The sequence below is a fragment of the Acinetobacter sp. TW_SC_4 genome, assembly GCF_054861205.1.
In genome coordinates, this window is sequence record NZ_CM142174.1 from 1998810 (window position 1) to 2016800 (window position 17991).

Genomic DNA, 17991 nt, shown 5'->3' on the forward strand with positions numbered 1-17991 from the left:
GATATTTGCCATGACTTCATTTCAAAACATTAGTCCATTGCAGTCAGAACAGCTGGCACATGCGCACATCATCAAATCTGATGAAGAAGCACTAGAAATTGCCCGTAATCTGGCTGAACAGTTCAAGATTAATGCGGTACAGCGTGATGCCGAACGTATTCTTCCTTTCGAAGAAACCGAGGCTTATAGCCAGTCCGGACTCTGGGCGATTACTGTACCTAAAGAATATGGTGGTGCAGAAGTGTCTAGCTATACCGTAGCGCAAGTGATTGCCTTAATGAGCGGTGTCGATGGCTCGATTGGTCAGATTCCGCAAAACCATTTCTATGGTCTGGAAATCCTGCGTAATAACGGCACCGAAGAACAAAAACATAAACTCTATGCCGAAGTGCTAAAAGGCGCCCGTTTCGGTAATGCCCTGGCTGAGTTCAAGACCAAGACTGCCGTACAACGCCAGACTGCAATCCGCAAGACCGAGCAAGGCTATGTCATTAACGGCGAAAAATTCTATTGCACCGGCAGCCTGTTTGCGCACCGCATCCCAACATTGGTCGTAGATGAAAACGAGCAGCAATTCTTGGTTTTTGTGCTACGTGACAGCGAAGGTCTCACCTTGATTGATGACTGGAGCGGTTTTGGCCAGCGTACCACGGGCAGTGGTACAGTGAAATTCGATAACGTACACGTGCTTGAAGAAGATGTGGTGCGTTTTGATACAGCCTATTCCCACCCAACCATTTCCGGACCTTTTGCACAATTGCTGCATGCTTCCATTGAAACCGGCATTGCCCGTGCTGCATTTAAGGAAACCTTAAACCGTGTACGTCAGGCGCGTCCCTGGATTGATTCGGGTGTGGACAAAGCCACCGATGATCCGCTGACCAAACTCGAACTGGGTCGTGTGATCGCTGATGTGCGTGCTTCTGAAGTGTTACTGAAACAGGCAGCCCGTTCTGTCGATGCAGCTAAAGCCGATCCGACTGAAGCTAGGGTTGCCAAAGCCTCTCTGGATGTAGCCAAGGCCCGTGCGCACAGTAGTGAAACTGCATTAAAAGCATCATCAAAACTAATTGAATTGGCTGGCAGTCGTGGTAGCCAACGCGAAGATGGTCTGGATCGTTTCTGGCGTAATGCCCGCGTACATACCCTGCACGATGCTTTGCGCTGGAAATATTATTTTATTGCCAATTATTTACTGAATGGTGTTCTGCCTCCACGCCGAGGGACATTGTAATGACAATTACAACGACTAATCCAAAAGCGAAAAAAATCTTACTGAACGCCTTTGATATGAACTGTGTGGGACATATTAATCATGGCTTGTGGACTCATCCGAGGGATGAATCGCATCGCTTTAATGAGCTGAGTTACTGGACCGATCTGGCAAAAACATTAGAACTAGGATTGTTTGATGGTCTGTTTATTGCCGACATCACCGGAGTCTATGATGTCTACCAGAATGGGATTGACCTGACGTTAAAAGAATCAATCCAGTTACCAAGCCATGATCCAAGCACCCTCGTGTCTGCCATGGCAGCCATGACCCACCATCTTGGTTTTGGCGTTACAGTCAATCTCAGCTATGAGTCGCCATATCAGTTCGCCCGCCGTTTTGCCAGTCTGGATCACCTGACTAATGGTCGTATCGGCTGGAATATCGTGACAGGTTATCTGGACAGTGCGCAGCGCCTGATTGGTGAAAATGGCCTGAAAGACCATGACCTGCGCTATGAACAGGCCGAGGAATTTTTACAGCTATGCTACAAATTCTGGGAAGGCTCCTGGGAAGATGATGCTGTGCTGAAAGACAAGCAGCAACGTATCTTTACTGATCCAGCCAAGGTGCACCAGGTCAATCATCAGGGTCAATTTTATCGTAGCCAGGGCGTGTTCCAGGTTTCACCTTCTGTTCAACGTACGCCTGTGCTGTTCCAAGCCGGTGCTTCACCACGGGGTATGGCCTTTGCTACTCAACATACTGAAGGCATGTTTATTGGTGGTGATCATCCGGACAAGATTAAAAAACAGGTTGATCAGATTCGTCGTCAAGCGGTTGAACAAGGCCGTGATCCTGAAGCGATCAAGATTTTTGTCGGCATTACCGTGGTCACTGCAGCAACGGATGAACTAGCACAGCAAAAGCTGGATGAATATCGCGCCTATGCCAGCCCTGAAGCAGGTCTTGCACATTATTCCAGCTCAGTTGGCATTGACCTGTCCAAATTTGCTGATGATGAACCAATTCCTTACAAGAAGACCAACAGTATTGCGACGGTTAATGACAAATTTAAAGAGCAGCAGATCACACCGAATGACCTGAAAGCCCAGCATGTGCTGGGTGGTCGTTATCCACTGATCGTGGGCAGTGGCGCAACGGTGGCAGAAAAACTGATTCAGCTGATTGATGAAACCGGGATAGATGGCTTCAACCTGACTCGCACGGTTGCACCTGAATCGCATCTGGATTTTATCCATTTTGTTATTCCTGAATTACAGCAACGCGGACGCTATAAGACTGAATATGAACAAGGCAGTTTCAGACACAAGCTGTTCCAGCAAGGAGACCGCTTATCCAGCGCACATCCAGTGCAGCAATTCCGATGTCAAAGCTCCGCCTCAACAGCGAACACGAACCTAAAGCAAAAATAATCAGCATAAATTTATTTTGAGGTGCAACATGGCACAAACCGTTAAAACAAAATTCACCGTTATTGGGGTGATTATTGCCGCCGTCATTATCGGACTGGTGGTGTGGAACCAGCAAAAGAAATCTGGTTCGGATGAACTGGTGATTGGGATCAGCCCATCTTTTGCTAAGCCTTTACAGGTCGCAGCAGAAGAAGCCAGACAGCAAGGTGTGAATGTCAAACTGGTCGAGTTCTCGGACTGGAATACACCGAATATCACCCTGAATCATGGCGATATTGATGCCAACTTCTTCCAGCATCAGCCATTTTTGGATAATGCCAAGAAAGAAACTGATTTTAAAATCAAGGCATTTGCCAAAGGTGCAGCGACTCACGTTGGCCTGTATTCCAAGAAAATTAACAGTCTGGATGAACTTAAAGACGGCGCGAAAGTTGTGGTGCCAAACGATCCAGTCAACCAGGGTCGTGCCCTACTGTTATTGCAACAGGCAAAATTGGTAACTTTAAAAGATCCAAACAACCACCTTTCTAGCCTAAAAGATATTGCAGTGAATCCGAAAAACCTGCAATTCGTTGAAATTGAAGGTCCGCAAACCGCGCGTGCCATTGATGATGTTGATTTAGCATTTGGCTATCCACACTACCTACGTCTGGCTAAAACAGCTGATCCAGAACAAGCGTTGTTATTTGACTCTAGCAAAGACAACCGTTATGCAATTCTGTTTGCAGTACGTGAGGACTATCAGGACAAGAATGACAAGCTGAAGAAATTTGTCGACATCTATCAGAATTCACCTCGCGTAAAGGAAGCTCTTGACGCTGACTTTGGTGCGAAGCTCTGGTTCCCGGGCTGGAAATAAGGAAAATACTATGGTGAGTTTTGGTTCTCAGATGGCGTTTTCCATCCCGCATATCAAAATCCGCAACCTGAATAAATATTATGAAGTTCAAGGCAAATCGGTACATGCCTTAAAGGACATCAATCTGGATATTCCTGAAGGAAAGATCTTCGGGATTATCGGAAAAAGTGGCGCGGGGAAATCTTCGCTGCTACGTACTTTGAATGGTCTGGAACAGATCAGTGAAGGTCATATCCATATCCATCAGCAGGATTTGGCTGGCTTAACCCATGCTGAACTGATCCAGTTACGTCAGCGCATTGGCATGATCTTCCAGCACTTCAACCTGATGTCTGCCAAAACCGTATGGGAAAATGTGGCATTACCTTTAAAAGTCGCGAATTATAAAAAATCAGACATTGATGCGCGTGTAAACGAAGTACTGCAACTGGTAGGCTTAAGCGAAAAAGCGCAGAACTACCCTTCTCAGTTATCCGGCGGACAAAAGCAGCGTGTCGGCATTGCCCGTGCGCTGGTGCATCATCCGGAAATTCTACTCTGTGATGAAGCCACTTCTGCACTAGACCCAGAAAGCACTTCAGTGGTGCTGTCTTTACTGAAAGAAATCAACCAGAAACTTGGCATCACTATTGTACTAATCACCCATGAGATGCAGGTCATTCGTGAAATCTGCGATCAAGTCGTCGTAATTGAAAAAGGTGAAATTGTTGAATCCGGTGAAGTCTGGTCTGTATTCTCCAATCCACAGCAACAAATCACCCAGGAACTGCTGAATCTGGAACAATTGGAACTACCATTTGCGATCAGTCCTGAAGTGACAGCTGATACTACGCATAGCATTATTAAACTGCGATATGCCTCTAGTGTTCAGCATTCACCAGATTTAAAAGTGATTTTCGAACAGTTCGAGCATCCGGTACATCTCTATAAAAGTCATATCGACAGCATTCAGAATCATCTGGTCGGTAGCCTGATTGTCGCGGTTGCTGATCTGAATCTGGACACGGACTTACTTCAGCAAAAATTAAAACAACACATTGCACAAATTGAGGTGATTGGCTATGCACGACCAACTCATTGATTTATTACTGACAGGAACTACTGATACCCTACTCATGGTCGGTGTATCCGCGATCGTTGCCTTTTTAATTGGCTTACCAATCGCGGTAGTGTTAGTCAGTACGTCTGAACATGGTATTTACCCATCTAAACCCATTAATCAGGCTTTGGGCTGGGTTGTGAATATTACCCGTTCGGTGCCTTTCCTGATTTTGATGGTGGCGCTGATTCCTATTACCCGCTGGATTGTGGGGACCAGCTATGGTGTCTGGGCAGCCGTTGTACCTTTAACCTTAGCGGCGACTCCTTTCTTTGCCCGGATTGCTGAAGTAAGCCTACGTGAAGTCGATCAGGGGCTGATAGAAGCGGCTCAAGCAATTGGCTGTAACCGTAAGCAGATTATCTGGCATGTGGTATTGCCTGAAGCTTTAGCGGGGATTGTGGCTGGTTTTACCGTCACTTTGGTGACCATGATTAACTCCTCGGCGATTGCCGGTGCGATCGGTGCAGGTGGATTGGGTGATATCGCCTATCGTTATGGCTATCAGCGTTTTGATATGCAGATCATGCTAGCCGTGATTGTGGTGCTGGTAATTCTGGTCATGCTAGTTCAGGCCACTGGTGACACCCTATCGAATCAGCTCGATAAACGTAAAATTTAAAGACATCTATTTCATAAGTTTTCAACAAAGCATCCAGCCATGACCTGACTTTGTCATGGCTTTCATGTAAAATCACTGGCAATTTTTATATAACGCTTTGTGAGTTATTTCATGGGTTTTAATTGTGGTATTGTAGGCCTGCCTAACGTTGGTAAATCTACGCTTTTCAATGCATTAACTAAAGCTGCAATTGCTGCGGAAAACTTCCCATTCTGTACGATTGAACCAAACACCGGTATCGTGCCTGTGCCTGATCCACGCCTGGACAAACTTGCTGAAATCGTAAAACCACAACGCGTGGTACCAACTACCATGGAATTCGTGGACATCGCGGGTCTGGTTGCTGGTGCATCTAAAGGCGAAGGTCTGGGTAATCAGTTCCTGGCGAATATCCGTGAAACGGATGCAATTGCTCATGTTGTCCGTTGTTTCGAAGATGAAAACGTGATTCACGTCAACGGTAAAATTGATCCGCTTGATGATATCGCAACGATTAACACTGAACTTGCTCTAGCTGATCTTGAAACTGTGACTAAAGCAGTGACTCGTTTGGCGAAGTCTGCCAAAGGTGGCGATAAAGAAGCTGTAGCCACTAAAGCCGTTCTAGAAAAAATCCTACCTCTTCTAGATGAAGGCAAACCTGCCCGTGCAGCAAATCTGGATGATGACGAACGTAAACTGGTTCGTGGCTTTGGTCTATTAACACTTAAACCAACCATGTACATCGCTAACGTGGCAGAAGACGGTTTTGAAAACAACCCGCACCTCGATGCGGTACGTGAACTGGCAGCTGCTGAAAATGCAATCGTGGTTCCACTTTGCAACCAGATCGAAGCTGAAATTTCATTGCTTGAAGATGAAGACCGTGCCGAATTCCTGGAAGCAATGGATATGGAAGAGCCAGGTCTGAACGTAGTAATCCGCGCAGGTTATTCACTGCTTGGCCTACAAACTTACTTCACTGCCGGTGTACAGGAAGTTCGCGCCTGGACGGTTAAAGTCGGCGCTACTGCGCCTCAAGCAGCGGGTGTCATTCACACTGACTTCGAAAAAGGCTTCATTCGCGCAGAATGTATTGCTTATGATGACTTCGTACAGTACAACGGCGAAGCTGGCGCCAAAGAAGCAGGTAAATGGCGTCTAGAGGGTAAAACTTATATCGTTCAGGACGGTGACGTTCTGCACTTCCGTTTCAACGTATAAGTTGAAGCCAAAGAACGGCCCCGATCATTCGGGGCTTTTTTGTTACCAAATTTGGCTTCTTGCTATTTTCATACGCATCTTTACACCTTATTTATAAAAACCATACCCCACAACATAAATGATAATAATTCTCATTGTATTTAATACAACACAAGCGTATTTTAAAATTTAGTCGAAAATTCCACTCACTTAATCACGCTTAAGGACAATTAAAAATGAGCTATACCCTTCCCGAACTCCCTTATGCTTATGATGCATTGGAACCGCATATTGATGCTAAAACCATGGAAATCCATCATACCAAACATCATCAAACTTATATCAACAACATCAATGCAGGTATTGAAGGCACAGAATGGGAAGATCTTTCTGTGGAAGAGCTGGTGAGCAAAGCCAATCAGGTACCTGAAGATTTGAAAAATAATGTGATTAATAATGGTGGCGGTCATGCCAACCATTCCCTGTTCTGGACAGTAATGAGTCCAGATGGTGGGGGCAATCCTCAAGGTGAAATTGCACAGGCGATCGACAAGGAGCTTGGTGGCTTTGAAGCTTTTAAAGAAGCTTTTACCAAGGCAGCCTTAACCCGTTTTGGTAGTGGATGGGCCTGGCTCAGCGTAGCACCTGATCAAACCATTATCATAGAAAGTAGCGCCAATCAGGACTCACCACTCATGCATGGCAATACTCCGATTCTAGGTCTGGATGTCTGGGAACATGCGTACTATTTGAAATACCAGAACCGTCGTCCTGAATATATTGCCGCTTTCTTTAATGTGGTGAACTGGAAGGAAGTGAATCGCCGTTATCTGGAAGCACTTTCAATATAAATGAATACAGTAGGACGAAATCTCATGTCTTGGCACTCTTTACGCTTGATCTGCGGCCTCAGTATTCTTTTGGGCGGAGCAGTGTTGTATCTAGAACGTCTATTCATGTTGCTTTAAGACATGATCGTCTAAGTGTATGGGAAGCCTTATTCTGAGGCTTCTTTTATTTTTTGCTGTTTGAATTTTCTATAGGGAGATGGATTTAAAATTTAAGAACGCAATTCACAAACATTGACGCTATCAAAGCCATTGGTACATGATGCCACTTCACACGCATAAGAAGCTTATACTGCATTTACTAAAACAGTACTTACACTTATCGCTAAAAACAATTTATTTAACATTTAAAATTACTCCGAAAATTAACTTTTATCTTTAAATCGCTTGATTACGAGTCAATTATAGGACTTTTTTAATGACTCAGGGCAATATTTCTCGATTTTAATTATTGTTTATTTATATAAATAGAATCGTTTTTTATAACAAAAAAGCGGAACCGAAGTTCCGCCTGAAGATTATAAAACCCGATTAAGACTGTTCAGCTACTGCATTACCTTTCTGCTTTGGATCAGTATTTCCCAGTTCAGGATGAGCAATTGCTCCCTGACATTGCTGTTTATCACGCTCATAGTCGGCCTGTCTCTGTGCCACGCTACTGCTATTTTCAACGGTGCTACGTGCCCAGATTTCCAGACTGGTTAAAGCCTTACGACATAAGGCATATTTTCCTTCCGTCACTGAGTCAGTCATTTTCACATTAATGCGCCAGTCAGTACTTAATTTACGGGCCGGTTGACGCACCTGAGCATCAATCTGCTCCATTTCCTTGTTATAGACCAGCGGATCGACTTCATTCATGAATTGCCATGCAGCATTAGCATAAGTTGTTGCATCATTGGAGAGTTTAGGTGCCGCTTTAATTTCGGCCTTTGGCGCTTGACTTTCATTTCCACAAGCTTGAAGAAATAAGGTGCTGCCGATTAAAACACCGACCAGCATTGCACGTGTCTTGAACATCAACATATCAGAATCGCCAGTTAAATATTTCGGCACTATGCTAGTAAATTCGCGTACAATACACAATCTTGATTTAATCCCTGTTTTAACTCTCTCCCTCAAGGTGTTTTGTGTCTGACCACAATCCAGTAGCGATGCAACCTGCCGGTTTCTGGCAAGGTGCCAAAGATAGCCAGGCCATTATATTTACTTACCTTCCGGTCTCCTTTGCCTTTGGCGTTTCTGCCACCCAGTTCGGTTTTACTGCCTGGGAAGCCTTATTTCTATCCTGCTCCATGTATGCCGGTGCCAGTCAATTTTTAGTTGTAGCTCTACTTGGTAGCGGTACTTCGATCTGGATGACTGCATTGACCGTAATTGCTTTGGACATTCGCCATCTTTTATACGGCCCAGCTTTACAAAACCTGATCCAAGATCGTTTAAACTTGAAGAAAACCGCAGTCTGGGCTTGGGGTCTTACTGATGAAGTCTTTGCTTCAGGTATGATCAAACTGTCACAACGGCGTCAGGAATGGTCAGAGTCGTGGATGCTCGGTCTGAGTCTGTTTAGCTGGTTATCTTGGGCGACAGGTTCATTTCTAGGCGGCCTATTTGCTGATCAGGTTAGTCATCTGCCACAATTCTTGCAGGCGGCTTTAGATTTCCTGCTACCTGCCCTGTTCTTAAGTTTCTTATTGGCAGCCTTTGAAAAGAAACATACCTTTGTCGTGACCATCACGATTATTGTCTCAGCAGTTGCCTGTTATTTTATCGATCTGTCCGCTGCGATCTTTATCGGCATCAGTTCCGGCATTTTGGCCGGCCTATTCAAGCACTATGTACTGAAAAAACCAGATCCTGAATATGCAGGAGATCAATCATGAATCTTGAAATTATTTTGGTCGGGATTATTGTCGGAATTGCCAATTTTGCCTCACGTTTTGGTCCTTTCTATGTGATTCAAAAATTTCAGCAGAGTTCGCAAAAACGTGGTGCGCTATGGCTGAAAATTGCCTTGGGTTCGATTGGAATTGCTGCCATCAGTTCCATGCTGGTTGTGGCGACTTTACCGCCCTTACTGGAAACGCCAGATAAAAGCTTTGCCATGCTGATCGGTTTCATTGTACTCGCTGGACTGTATTTTAAGTTTAAGAAAATCGTTATGGCGACCTTAACTGCTGCTTTAACCTATGGCCTGATTTATACCTATATCCCCATGCCTTTTTAAGCCTTTTAGAAAATTAGAAATCTCATTCAAGACTTATGCTAAATTAAATGCATAAGTCTTTTTGATATAAGAAGAAAAATAAGGAAAATATTGGCATGTTCGAGCCAAAGCAAATGATTGAAGGGAAAATATTTATTCATCATCGACGTGATGAAATGTTGGCTATTTTAACCAGTATGAATTACCCGGCTGCTATTTTGAATGTTTTATCAATGCACAGAATTTTACTGGTCATTTTGTAGAAGTGGTTGCTGAACCCGCAGATCATGTCCGTGTCATTTATATTCAGAAGCATGGCAAAAATAAAATCATTGCCCTATATAACCAGACTCAACAGGTAATCCATCTGCATCCCAAACAAATCATTTTTAGCCGATGGAGCCTGCTACATAAAGGCATTCCAAATCTCATTTCTGTATTTTGCTTTAGTGTAATTTTACTGTTTTTATTCTTTGCACTTGTCGCAATATCAAATCATCAATTCCATTTTTTCACTGTATTCCTCGATGCACTGCAATTTTCAGGATTTGGTTTATTGCTATGGATATTTGGTTTTATCTGTCCTTTTGTCATTCCCTTTTACGCCTTTAAGAGAATACAAAGTCTGAAACTTCTCCATCAACTTCAACTCAATGACATGCAAATTCTGCATATGGAAAAACTCAATCCGCAAAACCGTATTTATGATTTAAACCCTATGAAAAATACAGTAAAGCGAACTGCCTGATTTCAGATGCAATTCTCTATAAACTTTTATAAATAAAACTGCTGGCCAATATCACAATTTTGTATGAAACTCGGCTTATCTCGGCATTGAGTTCTGTTATGCTAAAAGTCCATAAAATCAAGCATGGATAATACACATGAACGTGACTATTGGTACTCCTCTTCAATCTTCAGCTTTTAAAGTTCTATTGCTAGGTTCAGGAGAACTAGGTAAGGAAGTGGTGATTTCCTTGCAACGTTTAGGTGTAGAAGTTCATGCTGCAGATCGTTATGCAGATGCTCCTGCCATGCAGGTGGCACATTTTTCTTATGCCTTAAATATGGCAGATGCAGCGGAACTCAAACAGCTCATTCAAAAAATTCAGCCGCATCTCATTGTTCCTGAAATTGAAGCGATTGCGACAGAAGTACTGGTTGAAATCGAAGAACAGAATATTGCCACTGTGATTCCGTCTGCCAAAGCAGTGAACTTGACCATGAACCGTGAAGGCATTCGTCGTCTGGCAGCTGAAGAACTAGGCTTACCGACCTCTGCTTATCGCTTTGCAGATTCTCTGGAATCTTTCCGGGCAGCCTGTGATGATATTGGTTATCCAAACTTTGTGAAACCTGTGATGTCTTCTTCAGGTAAAGGCCAATCTCGCGTGAAAAGCTTTGAAGAAGTTGATGCTGCCTGGGAATATGCGCAAACAGGTGGTCGGGTTAATCAGGGCAAAGTGATTGTCGAATCACAAATTGATTTTGATTTTGAAATTACCCTGCTTACTGTACGGGCTAAGAATCCTCAAACTGGCGAAATCGAAACCTCTTACTGTGATCCAATCGGACATCGTCAGGACTCAGGCGACTATGTAGAAAGCTGGCAACCTCAGCCAATGAGCCCAGCAGCTCTGGAAGAATCAAAACGTATCGCGAATAAAGTCACCACAGCACTGGGCGGTTGCGGTATTTTTGGTGTAGAACTCTTTGTCAAAGGCGACAAAGTATGGTTTAGTGAGGTTTCACCTCGCCCGCATGACACTGGTCTGGTTACCTTAGCTTCCCAGTTCCAGAGTGAATTTGAACTGCATGCCCGTGCTATTTTAGGCTTACCAGTCAATACAGCTCGCCATAGTGTGGCTGCCAGTGCCGTGATTTACGCAGGTGTCGATGATCGCAATCTTTCATTTTCTGGCCTGAATCTTGCTTTAGCCCATGCCGATACCGATTTACGCCTGTTTGGTAAACCTGAAGGTTTTAAACGCCGCCGTATGGGTGTCGCGACTGCGCGTGCAGAAAGCATTGAACAGGCTCGCGAGCTGGCTCAACAGGTTGCTGACCAAGTTAATGTGAATCAAAATTAAGTAAATACAACGGACCACTGTTCATGATCAATACCTCCCCACTGCTGAATTACATTAAAAGTCACAATGACATCAAAGCGATCAACCAATGGCGTAGCGATGTAGAAAATCAGCTTCAGGAATGTTTTGAAAATGGACAGTCTATCCGTGACATCATTCAGGCCCGTTCCAACCTGATTGATGAGGCTCTGCAATTCCTGTGGAATCATGCTGAACTGGATCAAACCGATTTGGCACTTTTCGCAGTCGGCGGTTATGGCCGCCGCGAAATGCTGCCTTATTCAGATGTCGATATCATGATCCTTTCTGAAGATGATTTCACTCCAGAGCAGGAAAAGCTGATCTCCAGCTTTATTTCCTCTCTTTGGGATGTAGGCAACTTCAAACCGGGTATCAGTGTTCGTACCATCAATGAATGTGTCAATCAGGCCAGCAGCGACCTTACTGTAGCGACGTCCTTGATCGAGGCACGTCTGATTATTGGCAATGAAAATTTGACCAAGTGGCCACGCCGAATCGTTTCACAAACCTGGACCGATAAAACCTTTTTTGATGCGAAAATGGATGAGCAGCACAAACGTTATGCTCAACACAATAATACTGAAAGCAATCTGGAACCGGATATTAAAAATGCACCGGGCGGTATCCGTGATATTAACCAGATTGGCTGGATTGCCAAACGTCATTTCCGTGTCAACCGTATTTATGACCTGGTGCATCTGGGCTTTATTTCAGAGTTTGAACTTGCCGTACTCGAAGAAGCTGAAAGCTTTCTCTGGGAAATTCGTCATCATTTACACCGTCTGACCAAGCGCGATGAAAATCGCCTGCTGTTCGATTATCAACGAGATATTGCGGCGATGTTTGGTTATACCCGTGAAGAAGGTCAGTCACCGAACTATCCAATCGAACAGTTTATGAAGCGCTATTACCGTAGCGCACAGCAGGTTTCGACTCTGAATGAAATGCTGCTGGCCTATTTTAATGAATCGGTCATTACTCCGCGTTTACCTCAATATGAACGCCAGATTGAAGAAATTAATGAAAATTTCAAACTGGTCGATGGCAAGTTAGCAGTTCAACATCACAAGATTTTCTCGGAAAAGCCAAGCGCCATTCTGGAAATTTTCTATTTGCTGGCTAATCGTCCTGAAATTGAGGGCATACGTGCCCGTACTTTACGTCTGCTTACTCTGGCAGCTAAACGTATTGATCAGGATTTTCGTGATAATCCGGTACACCAGGCCCTATTTATGGCCATCATTCGTTCACCGCATCGCCTCTATGAAACCTTGGTGGCAATGAAACGTTATGGTGTCCTGGGCAAATATATTCCGGCTTTCGGACAGATTACCGGCCTGATGCAATATGACCTGTTCCATATCTATACCGTAGATGCACATACCCTGCTCTTGATCCGCAATCTGAACCGCTTTAAGGAACCTGAATTTGCCAAAGAATTCCCTGTAGTCAGCTCCGTGTTCCAGCGCCTAGCACGTCGTGACATTGTTTATCTAGCGGCTATTTTCCATGATATTGCCAAAGGTCGTGGTGGCGATCATAGTGAGCTTGGTGCAGCCGATGCGATTCAGTTCTGCCGTACCCATGGCTTTACCGAACGTGAATGCAATCTGGTTGCTTGGCTGATTGAAAACCATTTGTCCATGTCGGTGACTTCACAGAAAAAAGACATTTCCGATCCGGATGTAGTCAAAGAATTTGCTGAAAAAATGGGCGATATGGAGCATCTGGATTATCTGTACACGCTGACAGTGGCAGATATCAACGCGACCAATCCAAAACTCTGGAATACATGGCGTTCATCTTTGATGCGTCAGCTTTATACACATGCGCGTGATGTGATCCGTTCAGGTCTCGGCCGTCCGGTTGATTATCAAATGCTGATTGAAGATACCAAATTCGAAGCCAGTGAACGTCTGGTAGAACATTTCTCACTCTATGACGTTGAAAAAGTCTGGCAGGAACTGGGTGACGACTACTTCCTGAAAGAATCTGCCGATGAAATCGCTTGGCATACCCGTGCCATTCTGGAACATGGCGATAATCCTGCACCATTGGTATTAATGCGTGCGCATCGTAAGTATGCACAGGATGCCGTGCAGATCTTCATCTATACTCAAGACAAGCCAAATCTGTTCGCTACCACGGTTGCTGTTCTGGATCGCATGAATCTGGACGTTCAGGATGCCCGGATTATTACCGCGACCAAAGCCTTTAGTCTGGATACCTATGTCGTACTTGACCGTTTTGGCACGCTGCTGACTGACCCAGAACGTGAAGCGACTGTGATTGAAGCCTTACAGGATGCCTTAAGTCATTCTGATGAATATCCAGGTCTGATGCAGCGCCGCATTCCGCGTCAGTTACGTCATTTTGATATTGAAAATACTGTCGATATCACTCTCAATGAGGCTTTAAATCAGAATATGGTGGAAATTGCGACACTTGACCATCCTGGTTTACTTGCGAAAATTGGCGGTTTATTTATGATGCAGGGTCTGGATATTCACTCTGCTAAAATTGCCACGCTTGGCGAACGTGCTGAAGATATTTTCTTTGTCACCAAAAAAGATGGCAGCCCAATGACCCAAACAGAGTCCGACAATTTTGCAGCGGCATTAAAAGCTGCTCTAGATGAGGCCTCACATCAGGTCAATGCTCAACACTAACACACTGCTCGGTAACACATTCATGAACTCTAGCTTGTCTTTATTGCACCCATATCCGTTTGAAAAGTTAAATAAACTTTTCGCGGATATCCAGCCTGCGAATATGCCATTGATTCCCCTTTCAATTGGTGAACCAAAGCATCCAGCACCCGAGTTCGTGAAACAGGCGATTATCGATAATTTCCAGCATCTATCGACTTATCCGAACAGCAAAGGCTTACCTGAATTACGAGAAAGCATTGCCAACTGGCTGACTCGTCGTTTTAAACTGAATAGCATCAGTGCAGACAGCAATGTATTACCGGTCTCTGGTACCCGTGAAGCAATCTTTTCTTTTGTTCAGGCGCTGATTAATCGTGAAGATGCGCCTTATGTGGTGATGCCAAACCCTTTCTACCAGATTTATGAAGGTGCTACCCTGCTTGCAGGTGCAAAACCTTATTTCATTAACTGTACTGAGGAAAATGATTACTTAGGCGACTTTGATGCAGTTCCGGCTGAAGTCTGGGAAAAAACTGCCCTGTTATTTGTGTGTACACCGGGCAACCCAACAGGTGCTGTTCTTTCTAAAGAGCATTTTAAAAAGCTGATTGCACTGTCAGACAAATATGATTTTGTCATCGCTTCTGATGAATGCTATTCAGAACTCTGGTTTGATGAAGCACCGACAGGTTTACTGGAAGTGTGTGCCGAGATTGGCCGAGATGACTATAAAAACTGTGTCGTTTTCCATTCTCTATCTAAACGCTCCAACCTGCCAGGCATGCGTTCAGGCTTTGTTGCAGGTGATGCCACTTTACTCAAACCTTATCTGCAATACCGTACTTATCACGGTGCAGCGATGCCGGTGCAACACCAGTTAGCATCAATTACCGCTTGGAATGATGAAGCCCATGTGGAAGAAAACCGGGTACAGTATCGTGCCAAGTTCGATCTGTTCCAGAAAGAATTGGGGCACTTGCTTCCGCTGAAAAAACCGGATGCGGGTTTCTACTATTGGCTCAAAGTGGACAATGATGAAGCTTTTGCCAAAATGTTGATGGAAAAAGCGCATATCAAAGTATTACCAGGCCGTTACCTGTCTCGTGAAACTACACAAGGCAACCCGGGTGAAAATCATGTGCGTCTGGCATTGGTGGCTGATCTGGCACAATGTGAGCAGGTAATTCAGCGTTTAAAAGCGATTCTTTAATCTTCTAAGACCTAAACACAAATAAAAAAAACCCACTTTCCAGAAGTGGGTTTTTTTATGGATATTGACTACAAATTATTTTTTATTTAACTTATTTTCTATTCATTAGAAATTAGACATTTCAAATAAACTTATAAAACCTTTTCAATTTCTGTTTCGAGATCTTCAGGTTTTGTGGTAGGTGCAAAACGGTTTAATACCTTGCCATCACGACCAATCAGGAATTTGGTAAAATTCCACTTAATACCATTTCCTAGAATTCCTTTAGAATTATTGGTCAAGTAACGGAAGATCGCATGCGCTTCTGGACCTTTAACATCTACCTTGGAAAACATTGGGAAAGAAACCCCATAATTTTTCTGGCAAAATTCACCGATCTGTTCATTTGAACCTGGATCCTGTCCACCAAACTGGTTGCATGGAAAACCTAAAACTTCCAGTCCCTGCTCTTTATATTTCTGGTAAAGCTTTTCCAGACCTGCAAATTGTGGAGTGAAACCACATTTGCTCGCGGTATTTACGATTAAAAGTACTTTTCCTTCATAATCTGCAAGTCGTTTGTTTTTCCCATCTAACAACTCAGCTTCAAACTGATAAATGCTGGTCATGGATAAGTTTCCTCGTCAGTTTTTTCTTGTGTTTGTAATTCTAAAGAGGCTGAGTTTACACAATAACGTAAGCCAGTCGGTTCCGGACCATCCGGGAAAACGTGTCCCAAATGTGCATCACAATGATGACAAACAATTTCTGTTCTCACCATACCATGTGAAGTATCAGGTAATTCTTCTACAACTGAGCTGCTCACAGGACGATAGAAGCTTGGCCAACCGCAACCGCTGTCATATTTAGTGGTTGAAGAAAATAGTGGTGTACCACAGCAACGGCAGACATAAGTCCCTTCCTGTTTTGTATTCCAGTACTTACCTGTGAATGCCGGTTCAGTTCCTTTTTCACGCGTAATGCGAAACTCTTCTGGTGATAACTCTCTTTGCCATTCCCGGTCTGTTTTATTGAGTTTTCCCATCACTAACTCCTTTAAATCTTTGACATTCAATGTCATGCTTCAGTACTTCCATATTTACGCTAGAGATGAAAAAATTTCTAGCGAAATTTCAGCATAGATTGTGATATTTGCGTAATCTATAGGTTTAACTTAAAAATTAATTGGATGGAATTATGTCCGGTATTGGTAACACCCCCCCTCGCGAGATCAAGAAATCGTCTAAGCTTGAGCATGTTTGCTACGACATTCGCGGACCAGTGTTACGAGCGGCCAACGAGATGGAAGAAGCCGGACATAAAATTATCAAACTGAATATCGGAAATCCCGCCCCATTCGGCTTTGAAGCCCCGCAAGAAATCATTAATGATGTTGCACTGAACCTGCCAAATGCGATTGGCTATACAGATTCCAAAGGAATTTTCCCGGCACGTAAAGCGATCTGTCAGTATTACCAGCAAAAAGGCATTCTGGATATGCACGTGAACGACGTGTATGTCGGCAATGGCGTATCTGAGCTGATCGTGATGGCGATGCAAGGCCTGCTGGATGACGGCGATGAAATGCTGATTCCAATGCCGGATTATCCATTATGGACTGCGGCAGTGAACCTGTCTGGCGGTACTGCGATTCACTATAAATGTGATGAAGAAGATCACTGGTATCCAGATATTGCGGATATGGAAAGCAAAATCACGCCAAATACCCGCGGAATCGTGATTATCAACCCGAATAACCCGACTGGTTCGGTTTATCCGCGTCATGTATTACAGCAAATCGTGGATCTGGCGAAGAAATATGATCTGATCCTGTTTGCAGACGAAATCTATGACAAGATCGTTTACGATGGTATTGAACATGTTTCAGTAGCTTCGCTTGCAGGCAAGCAATTATGTGTATCGTTCAACGGTTTATCTAAGGCCTATCGTATTGCTGGCTATCGCTCAGGCTGGATGGCGATTACTGGTGATAAATCACGTGCAATGGACTACATTGAAGGCCTGGATATGCTGGCTTCAATGCGTCTTTGCGCGAATCATCAAGCACAATATGCAATTCAGACTGCACTCGGTGGCTATCAGTCTATTAATGACTTGATCCGCCCAGGTGGCCGTCTATATGAACAGCGTAATATTGCCTGGGAAATGCTAAACGAGATTCCGGGGGTATCTTGTGTGAAACCGGAAGGTGCGATGTACTGTTTCCCTCGTCTTGATCCAGAAATCTATCCGGTTGAGGATGACGAAAAACTGATGCTTGATCTGTTACGTGCCGAGAAAGTTCTATTGGTTCAAGGTACTGGTTTCAACTGGCCAACACCGGATCATTTCCGTGTGGTATTCCTGCCAGCAGAAAATGAACTGCGTGAAGCGATTACCCGTTTAGGCCGTTTCCTGGCAAAAATGCGTTAATTTATAAAAGTTAACTCAAAAAACCGCATTTATGAATGCGGTTTTTTATTGTTTAAAAATTTCCGCGACAAGCTTTATAGATATTTAAAAAGAGGTATGCTGTTAATCTAGAGTTTCTTTTCTCAATAAAATCTATTCAGCC

The 17991-nt window shown here is 44.0% G+C and carries 17 protein-coding genes; 14 read left to right on the forward strand and 3 right to left on the reverse strand.

The window, feature by feature from the left end; translation table 11 throughout:
* The first annotated feature begins 10 nt into the window (after window positions 1-10).
* The 7 genes from ACWM1W_RS09520 (at window position 11) to ACWM1W_RS09550 (ending at window position 7262) form a co-directional block, all read left to right on the forward strand.
* Entirely contained in the window at window positions 11-1234 is a 1224-nt protein-coding gene (locus tag ACWM1W_RS09520; RefSeq protein ID WP_375725533.1) for an SfnB family sulfur acquisition oxidoreductase, read from the forward strand.
* Entirely contained in the window at window positions 1234-2649 is a 1416-nt protein-coding gene (locus tag ACWM1W_RS09525) for an LLM class flavin-dependent oxidoreductase (RefSeq protein WP_125279408.1), read from the forward strand. Before ACWM1W_RS09520 ends, ACWM1W_RS09525 begins: the two co-directional genes overlap by 1 nt.
* Before the next feature lie 28 nt (window positions 2650-2677).
* Complete coding sequence (locus ACWM1W_RS09530; RefSeq protein ID WP_313584007.1) at window positions 2678-3508, forward strand: MetQ/NlpA family ABC transporter substrate-binding protein; 831 nt, start codon at window positions 2678-2680, stop codon at window positions 3506-3508.
* Window positions 3509-3518: 10 nt separating this feature from the next.
* Entirely contained in the window at window positions 3519-4589 is a 1071-nt protein-coding gene (locus tag ACWM1W_RS09535; protein WP_375725532.1) for a methionine ABC transporter ATP-binding protein, read from the forward strand.
* The gene (locus ACWM1W_RS09540) at window positions 4570-5229 is read left to right on the forward strand and encodes a methionine ABC transporter permease (RefSeq protein WP_375725531.1); all 660 of its coding nucleotides are present in this window, start codon (window positions 4570-4572) and stop codon (window positions 5227-5229) included. Before ACWM1W_RS09535 ends, ACWM1W_RS09540 begins: the two co-directional genes overlap by 20 nt.
* Window positions 5230-5340: 111 nt before the next feature.
* Window positions 5341-6432, forward strand: a complete 1092-nt coding sequence (ychF, locus tag ACWM1W_RS09545) for a redox-regulated ATPase YchF (RefSeq protein WP_005236355.1) — start codon at window positions 5341-5343, stop codon at window positions 6430-6432.
* Between the two features lie 215 nt (window positions 6433-6647).
* Window positions 6648-7262, forward strand: a complete 615-nt coding sequence (locus ACWM1W_RS09550) for a superoxide dismutase (protein WP_125279404.1) — start codon at window positions 6648-6650, stop codon at window positions 7260-7262.
* 528 nt (window positions 7263-7790) lie between these two features.
* Here ACWM1W_RS09550 and ACWM1W_RS09555 read toward each other — a convergent pair.
* Window positions 7791-8285, reverse strand: a complete 495-nt coding sequence (locus tag ACWM1W_RS09555; RefSeq protein ID WP_375725530.1) for a hypothetical protein — start codon at window positions 8283-8285, stop codon at window positions 7791-7793.
* 128 nt (window positions 8286-8413) lie between these two features.
* Between ACWM1W_RS09555 and ACWM1W_RS09560 the strand changes: the two genes are divergently transcribed.
* From ACWM1W_RS09560 to dapC, 6 genes are all read left to right on the forward strand, one after another.
* Complete coding sequence (locus ACWM1W_RS09560) at window positions 8414-9142, forward strand: AzlC family ABC transporter permease (RefSeq protein ID WP_179993099.1); 729 nt, start codon at window positions 8414-8416, stop codon at window positions 9140-9142.
* Window positions 9139-9486, forward strand: coding sequence for an L-valine transporter subunit YgaH (ygaH, locus tag ACWM1W_RS09565; protein ID WP_312332436.1), 348 nt, complete (start codon window positions 9139-9141; stop codon window positions 9484-9486). Before ACWM1W_RS09560 ends, ygaH begins: the two co-directional genes overlap by 4 nt.
* A gap of 244 nt (window positions 9487-9730) precedes the next feature.
* Window positions 9731-10213 (forward strand): hypothetical protein, encoded by a 483-nt coding sequence (locus tag ACWM1W_RS09570; protein WP_375725529.1) that lies wholly within the window; start codon window positions 9731-9733, stop codon window positions 10211-10213.
* 127 nt (window positions 10214-10340) lie between these two features.
* Entirely contained in the window at window positions 10341-11555 is a 1215-nt protein-coding gene (purT, locus tag ACWM1W_RS09575) for a formate-dependent phosphoribosylglycinamide formyltransferase (RefSeq protein WP_180002242.1), read from the forward strand.
* 23 nt (window positions 11556-11578) lie between these two features.
* Window positions 11579-14245, forward strand: coding sequence for a [protein-PII] uridylyltransferase (glnD, locus tag ACWM1W_RS09580; protein WP_005236380.1), 2667 nt, complete (start codon window positions 11579-11581; stop codon window positions 14243-14245).
* A gap of 22 nt (window positions 14246-14267) precedes the next feature.
* Window positions 14268-15437 carry a succinyldiaminopimelate transaminase gene (dapC, locus tag ACWM1W_RS09585; RefSeq protein ID WP_375725528.1) on the forward strand — a complete coding sequence of 390 codons (1170 nt, stop codon included), beginning with the start codon at window positions 14268-14270 and terminating at the stop codon, window positions 15435-15437.
* 131 nt (window positions 15438-15568) lie between these two features.
* On the opposite strand, the gene ACWM1W_RS09590 is transcribed toward dapC, so the two are convergent.
* Complete coding sequence (locus tag ACWM1W_RS09590) at window positions 15569-16045, reverse strand: glutathione peroxidase (RefSeq protein WP_004784130.1); 477 nt, start codon at window positions 16043-16045, stop codon at window positions 15569-15571.
* A complete protein-coding gene (gene msrB / locus ACWM1W_RS09595; RefSeq protein WP_004784131.1) occupies window positions 16042-16461 on the reverse strand; it encodes a peptide-methionine (R)-S-oxide reductase MsrB in 420 nt (139 codons plus the stop codon). Before msrB ends, ACWM1W_RS09590 begins: the two co-directional genes overlap by 4 nt.
* Window positions 16462-16613: 152 nt before the next feature.
* Between msrB and ACWM1W_RS09600 the strand changes: the two genes are divergently transcribed.
* On the forward strand, window positions 16614-17849 hold the full coding sequence (locus ACWM1W_RS09600) for a pyridoxal phosphate-dependent aminotransferase (protein WP_004784132.1): 1236 nt from the start codon (window positions 16614-16616) through the stop codon (window positions 17847-17849).
* Window positions 17850-17991: the final 142 nt, after the last annotated feature.

Excerpts from the sequence above, each read along its gene's own strand:
- glnD (WP_005236380.1), top strand. The coding sequence starts at position 11,579 with ATGATCAATACCTCCCCACTGCTGAATTACATTAAAAGTCACAATGAC.
- ACWM1W_RS09540 (WP_375725531.1), top strand. The coding sequence starts at position 4,570 with ATGCACGACCAACTCATTGATTTATTACTGACAGGAACTACTGATACC.
- dapC (WP_375725528.1), top strand. The coding sequence starts at position 14,268 with ATGAACTCTAGCTTGTCTTTATTGCACCCATATCCGTTTGAAAAGTTA.
- ACWM1W_RS09550 (WP_125279404.1), top strand. The coding sequence starts at position 6,648 with ATGAGCTATACCCTTCCCGAACTCCCTTATGCTTATGATGCATTGGAA.
- ACWM1W_RS09560 (WP_179993099.1), top strand. The coding sequence starts at position 8,414 with ATGCAACCTGCCGGTTTCTGGCAAGGTGCCAAAGATAGCCAGGCCATT.
- ACWM1W_RS09520 (WP_375725533.1), top strand. The coding sequence starts at position 11 with ATGACTTCATTTCAAAACATTAGTCCATTGCAGTCAGAACAGCTGGCA.
- ACWM1W_RS09555 (WP_375725530.1), bottom strand. The coding sequence starts at position 8,285 with ATGTTGATGTTCAAGACACGTGCAATGCTGGTCGGTGTTTTAATCGGC.
- ACWM1W_RS09530 (WP_313584007.1), top strand. The coding sequence starts at position 2,678 with ATGGCACAAACCGTTAAAACAAAATTCACCGTTATTGGGGTGATTATT.
- ygaH (WP_312332436.1), top strand. The coding sequence starts at position 9,139 with ATGAATCTTGAAATTATTTTGGTCGGGATTATTGTCGGAATTGCCAAT.
- msrB (WP_004784131.1), bottom strand. The coding sequence starts at position 16,461 with ATGGGAAAACTCAATAAAACAGACCGGGAATGGCAAAGAGAGTTATCA.
- ACWM1W_RS09600 (WP_004784132.1), top strand. The coding sequence starts at position 16,614 with ATGTCCGGTATTGGTAACACCCCCCCTCGCGAGATCAAGAAATCGTCT.
- ACWM1W_RS09590 (WP_004784130.1), bottom strand. The coding sequence starts at position 16,045 with ATGACCAGCATTTATCAGTTTGAAGCTGAGTTGTTAGATGGGAAAAAC.
- ychF (WP_005236355.1), top strand. The coding sequence starts at position 5,341 with ATGGGTTTTAATTGTGGTATTGTAGGCCTGCCTAACGTTGGTAAATCT.
- ACWM1W_RS09535 (WP_375725532.1), top strand. The coding sequence starts at position 3,519 with ATGGTGAGTTTTGGTTCTCAGATGGCGTTTTCCATCCCGCATATCAAA.
- ACWM1W_RS09525 (WP_125279408.1), top strand. The coding sequence starts at position 1,234 with ATGACAATTACAACGACTAATCCAAAAGCGAAAAAAATCTTACTGAAC.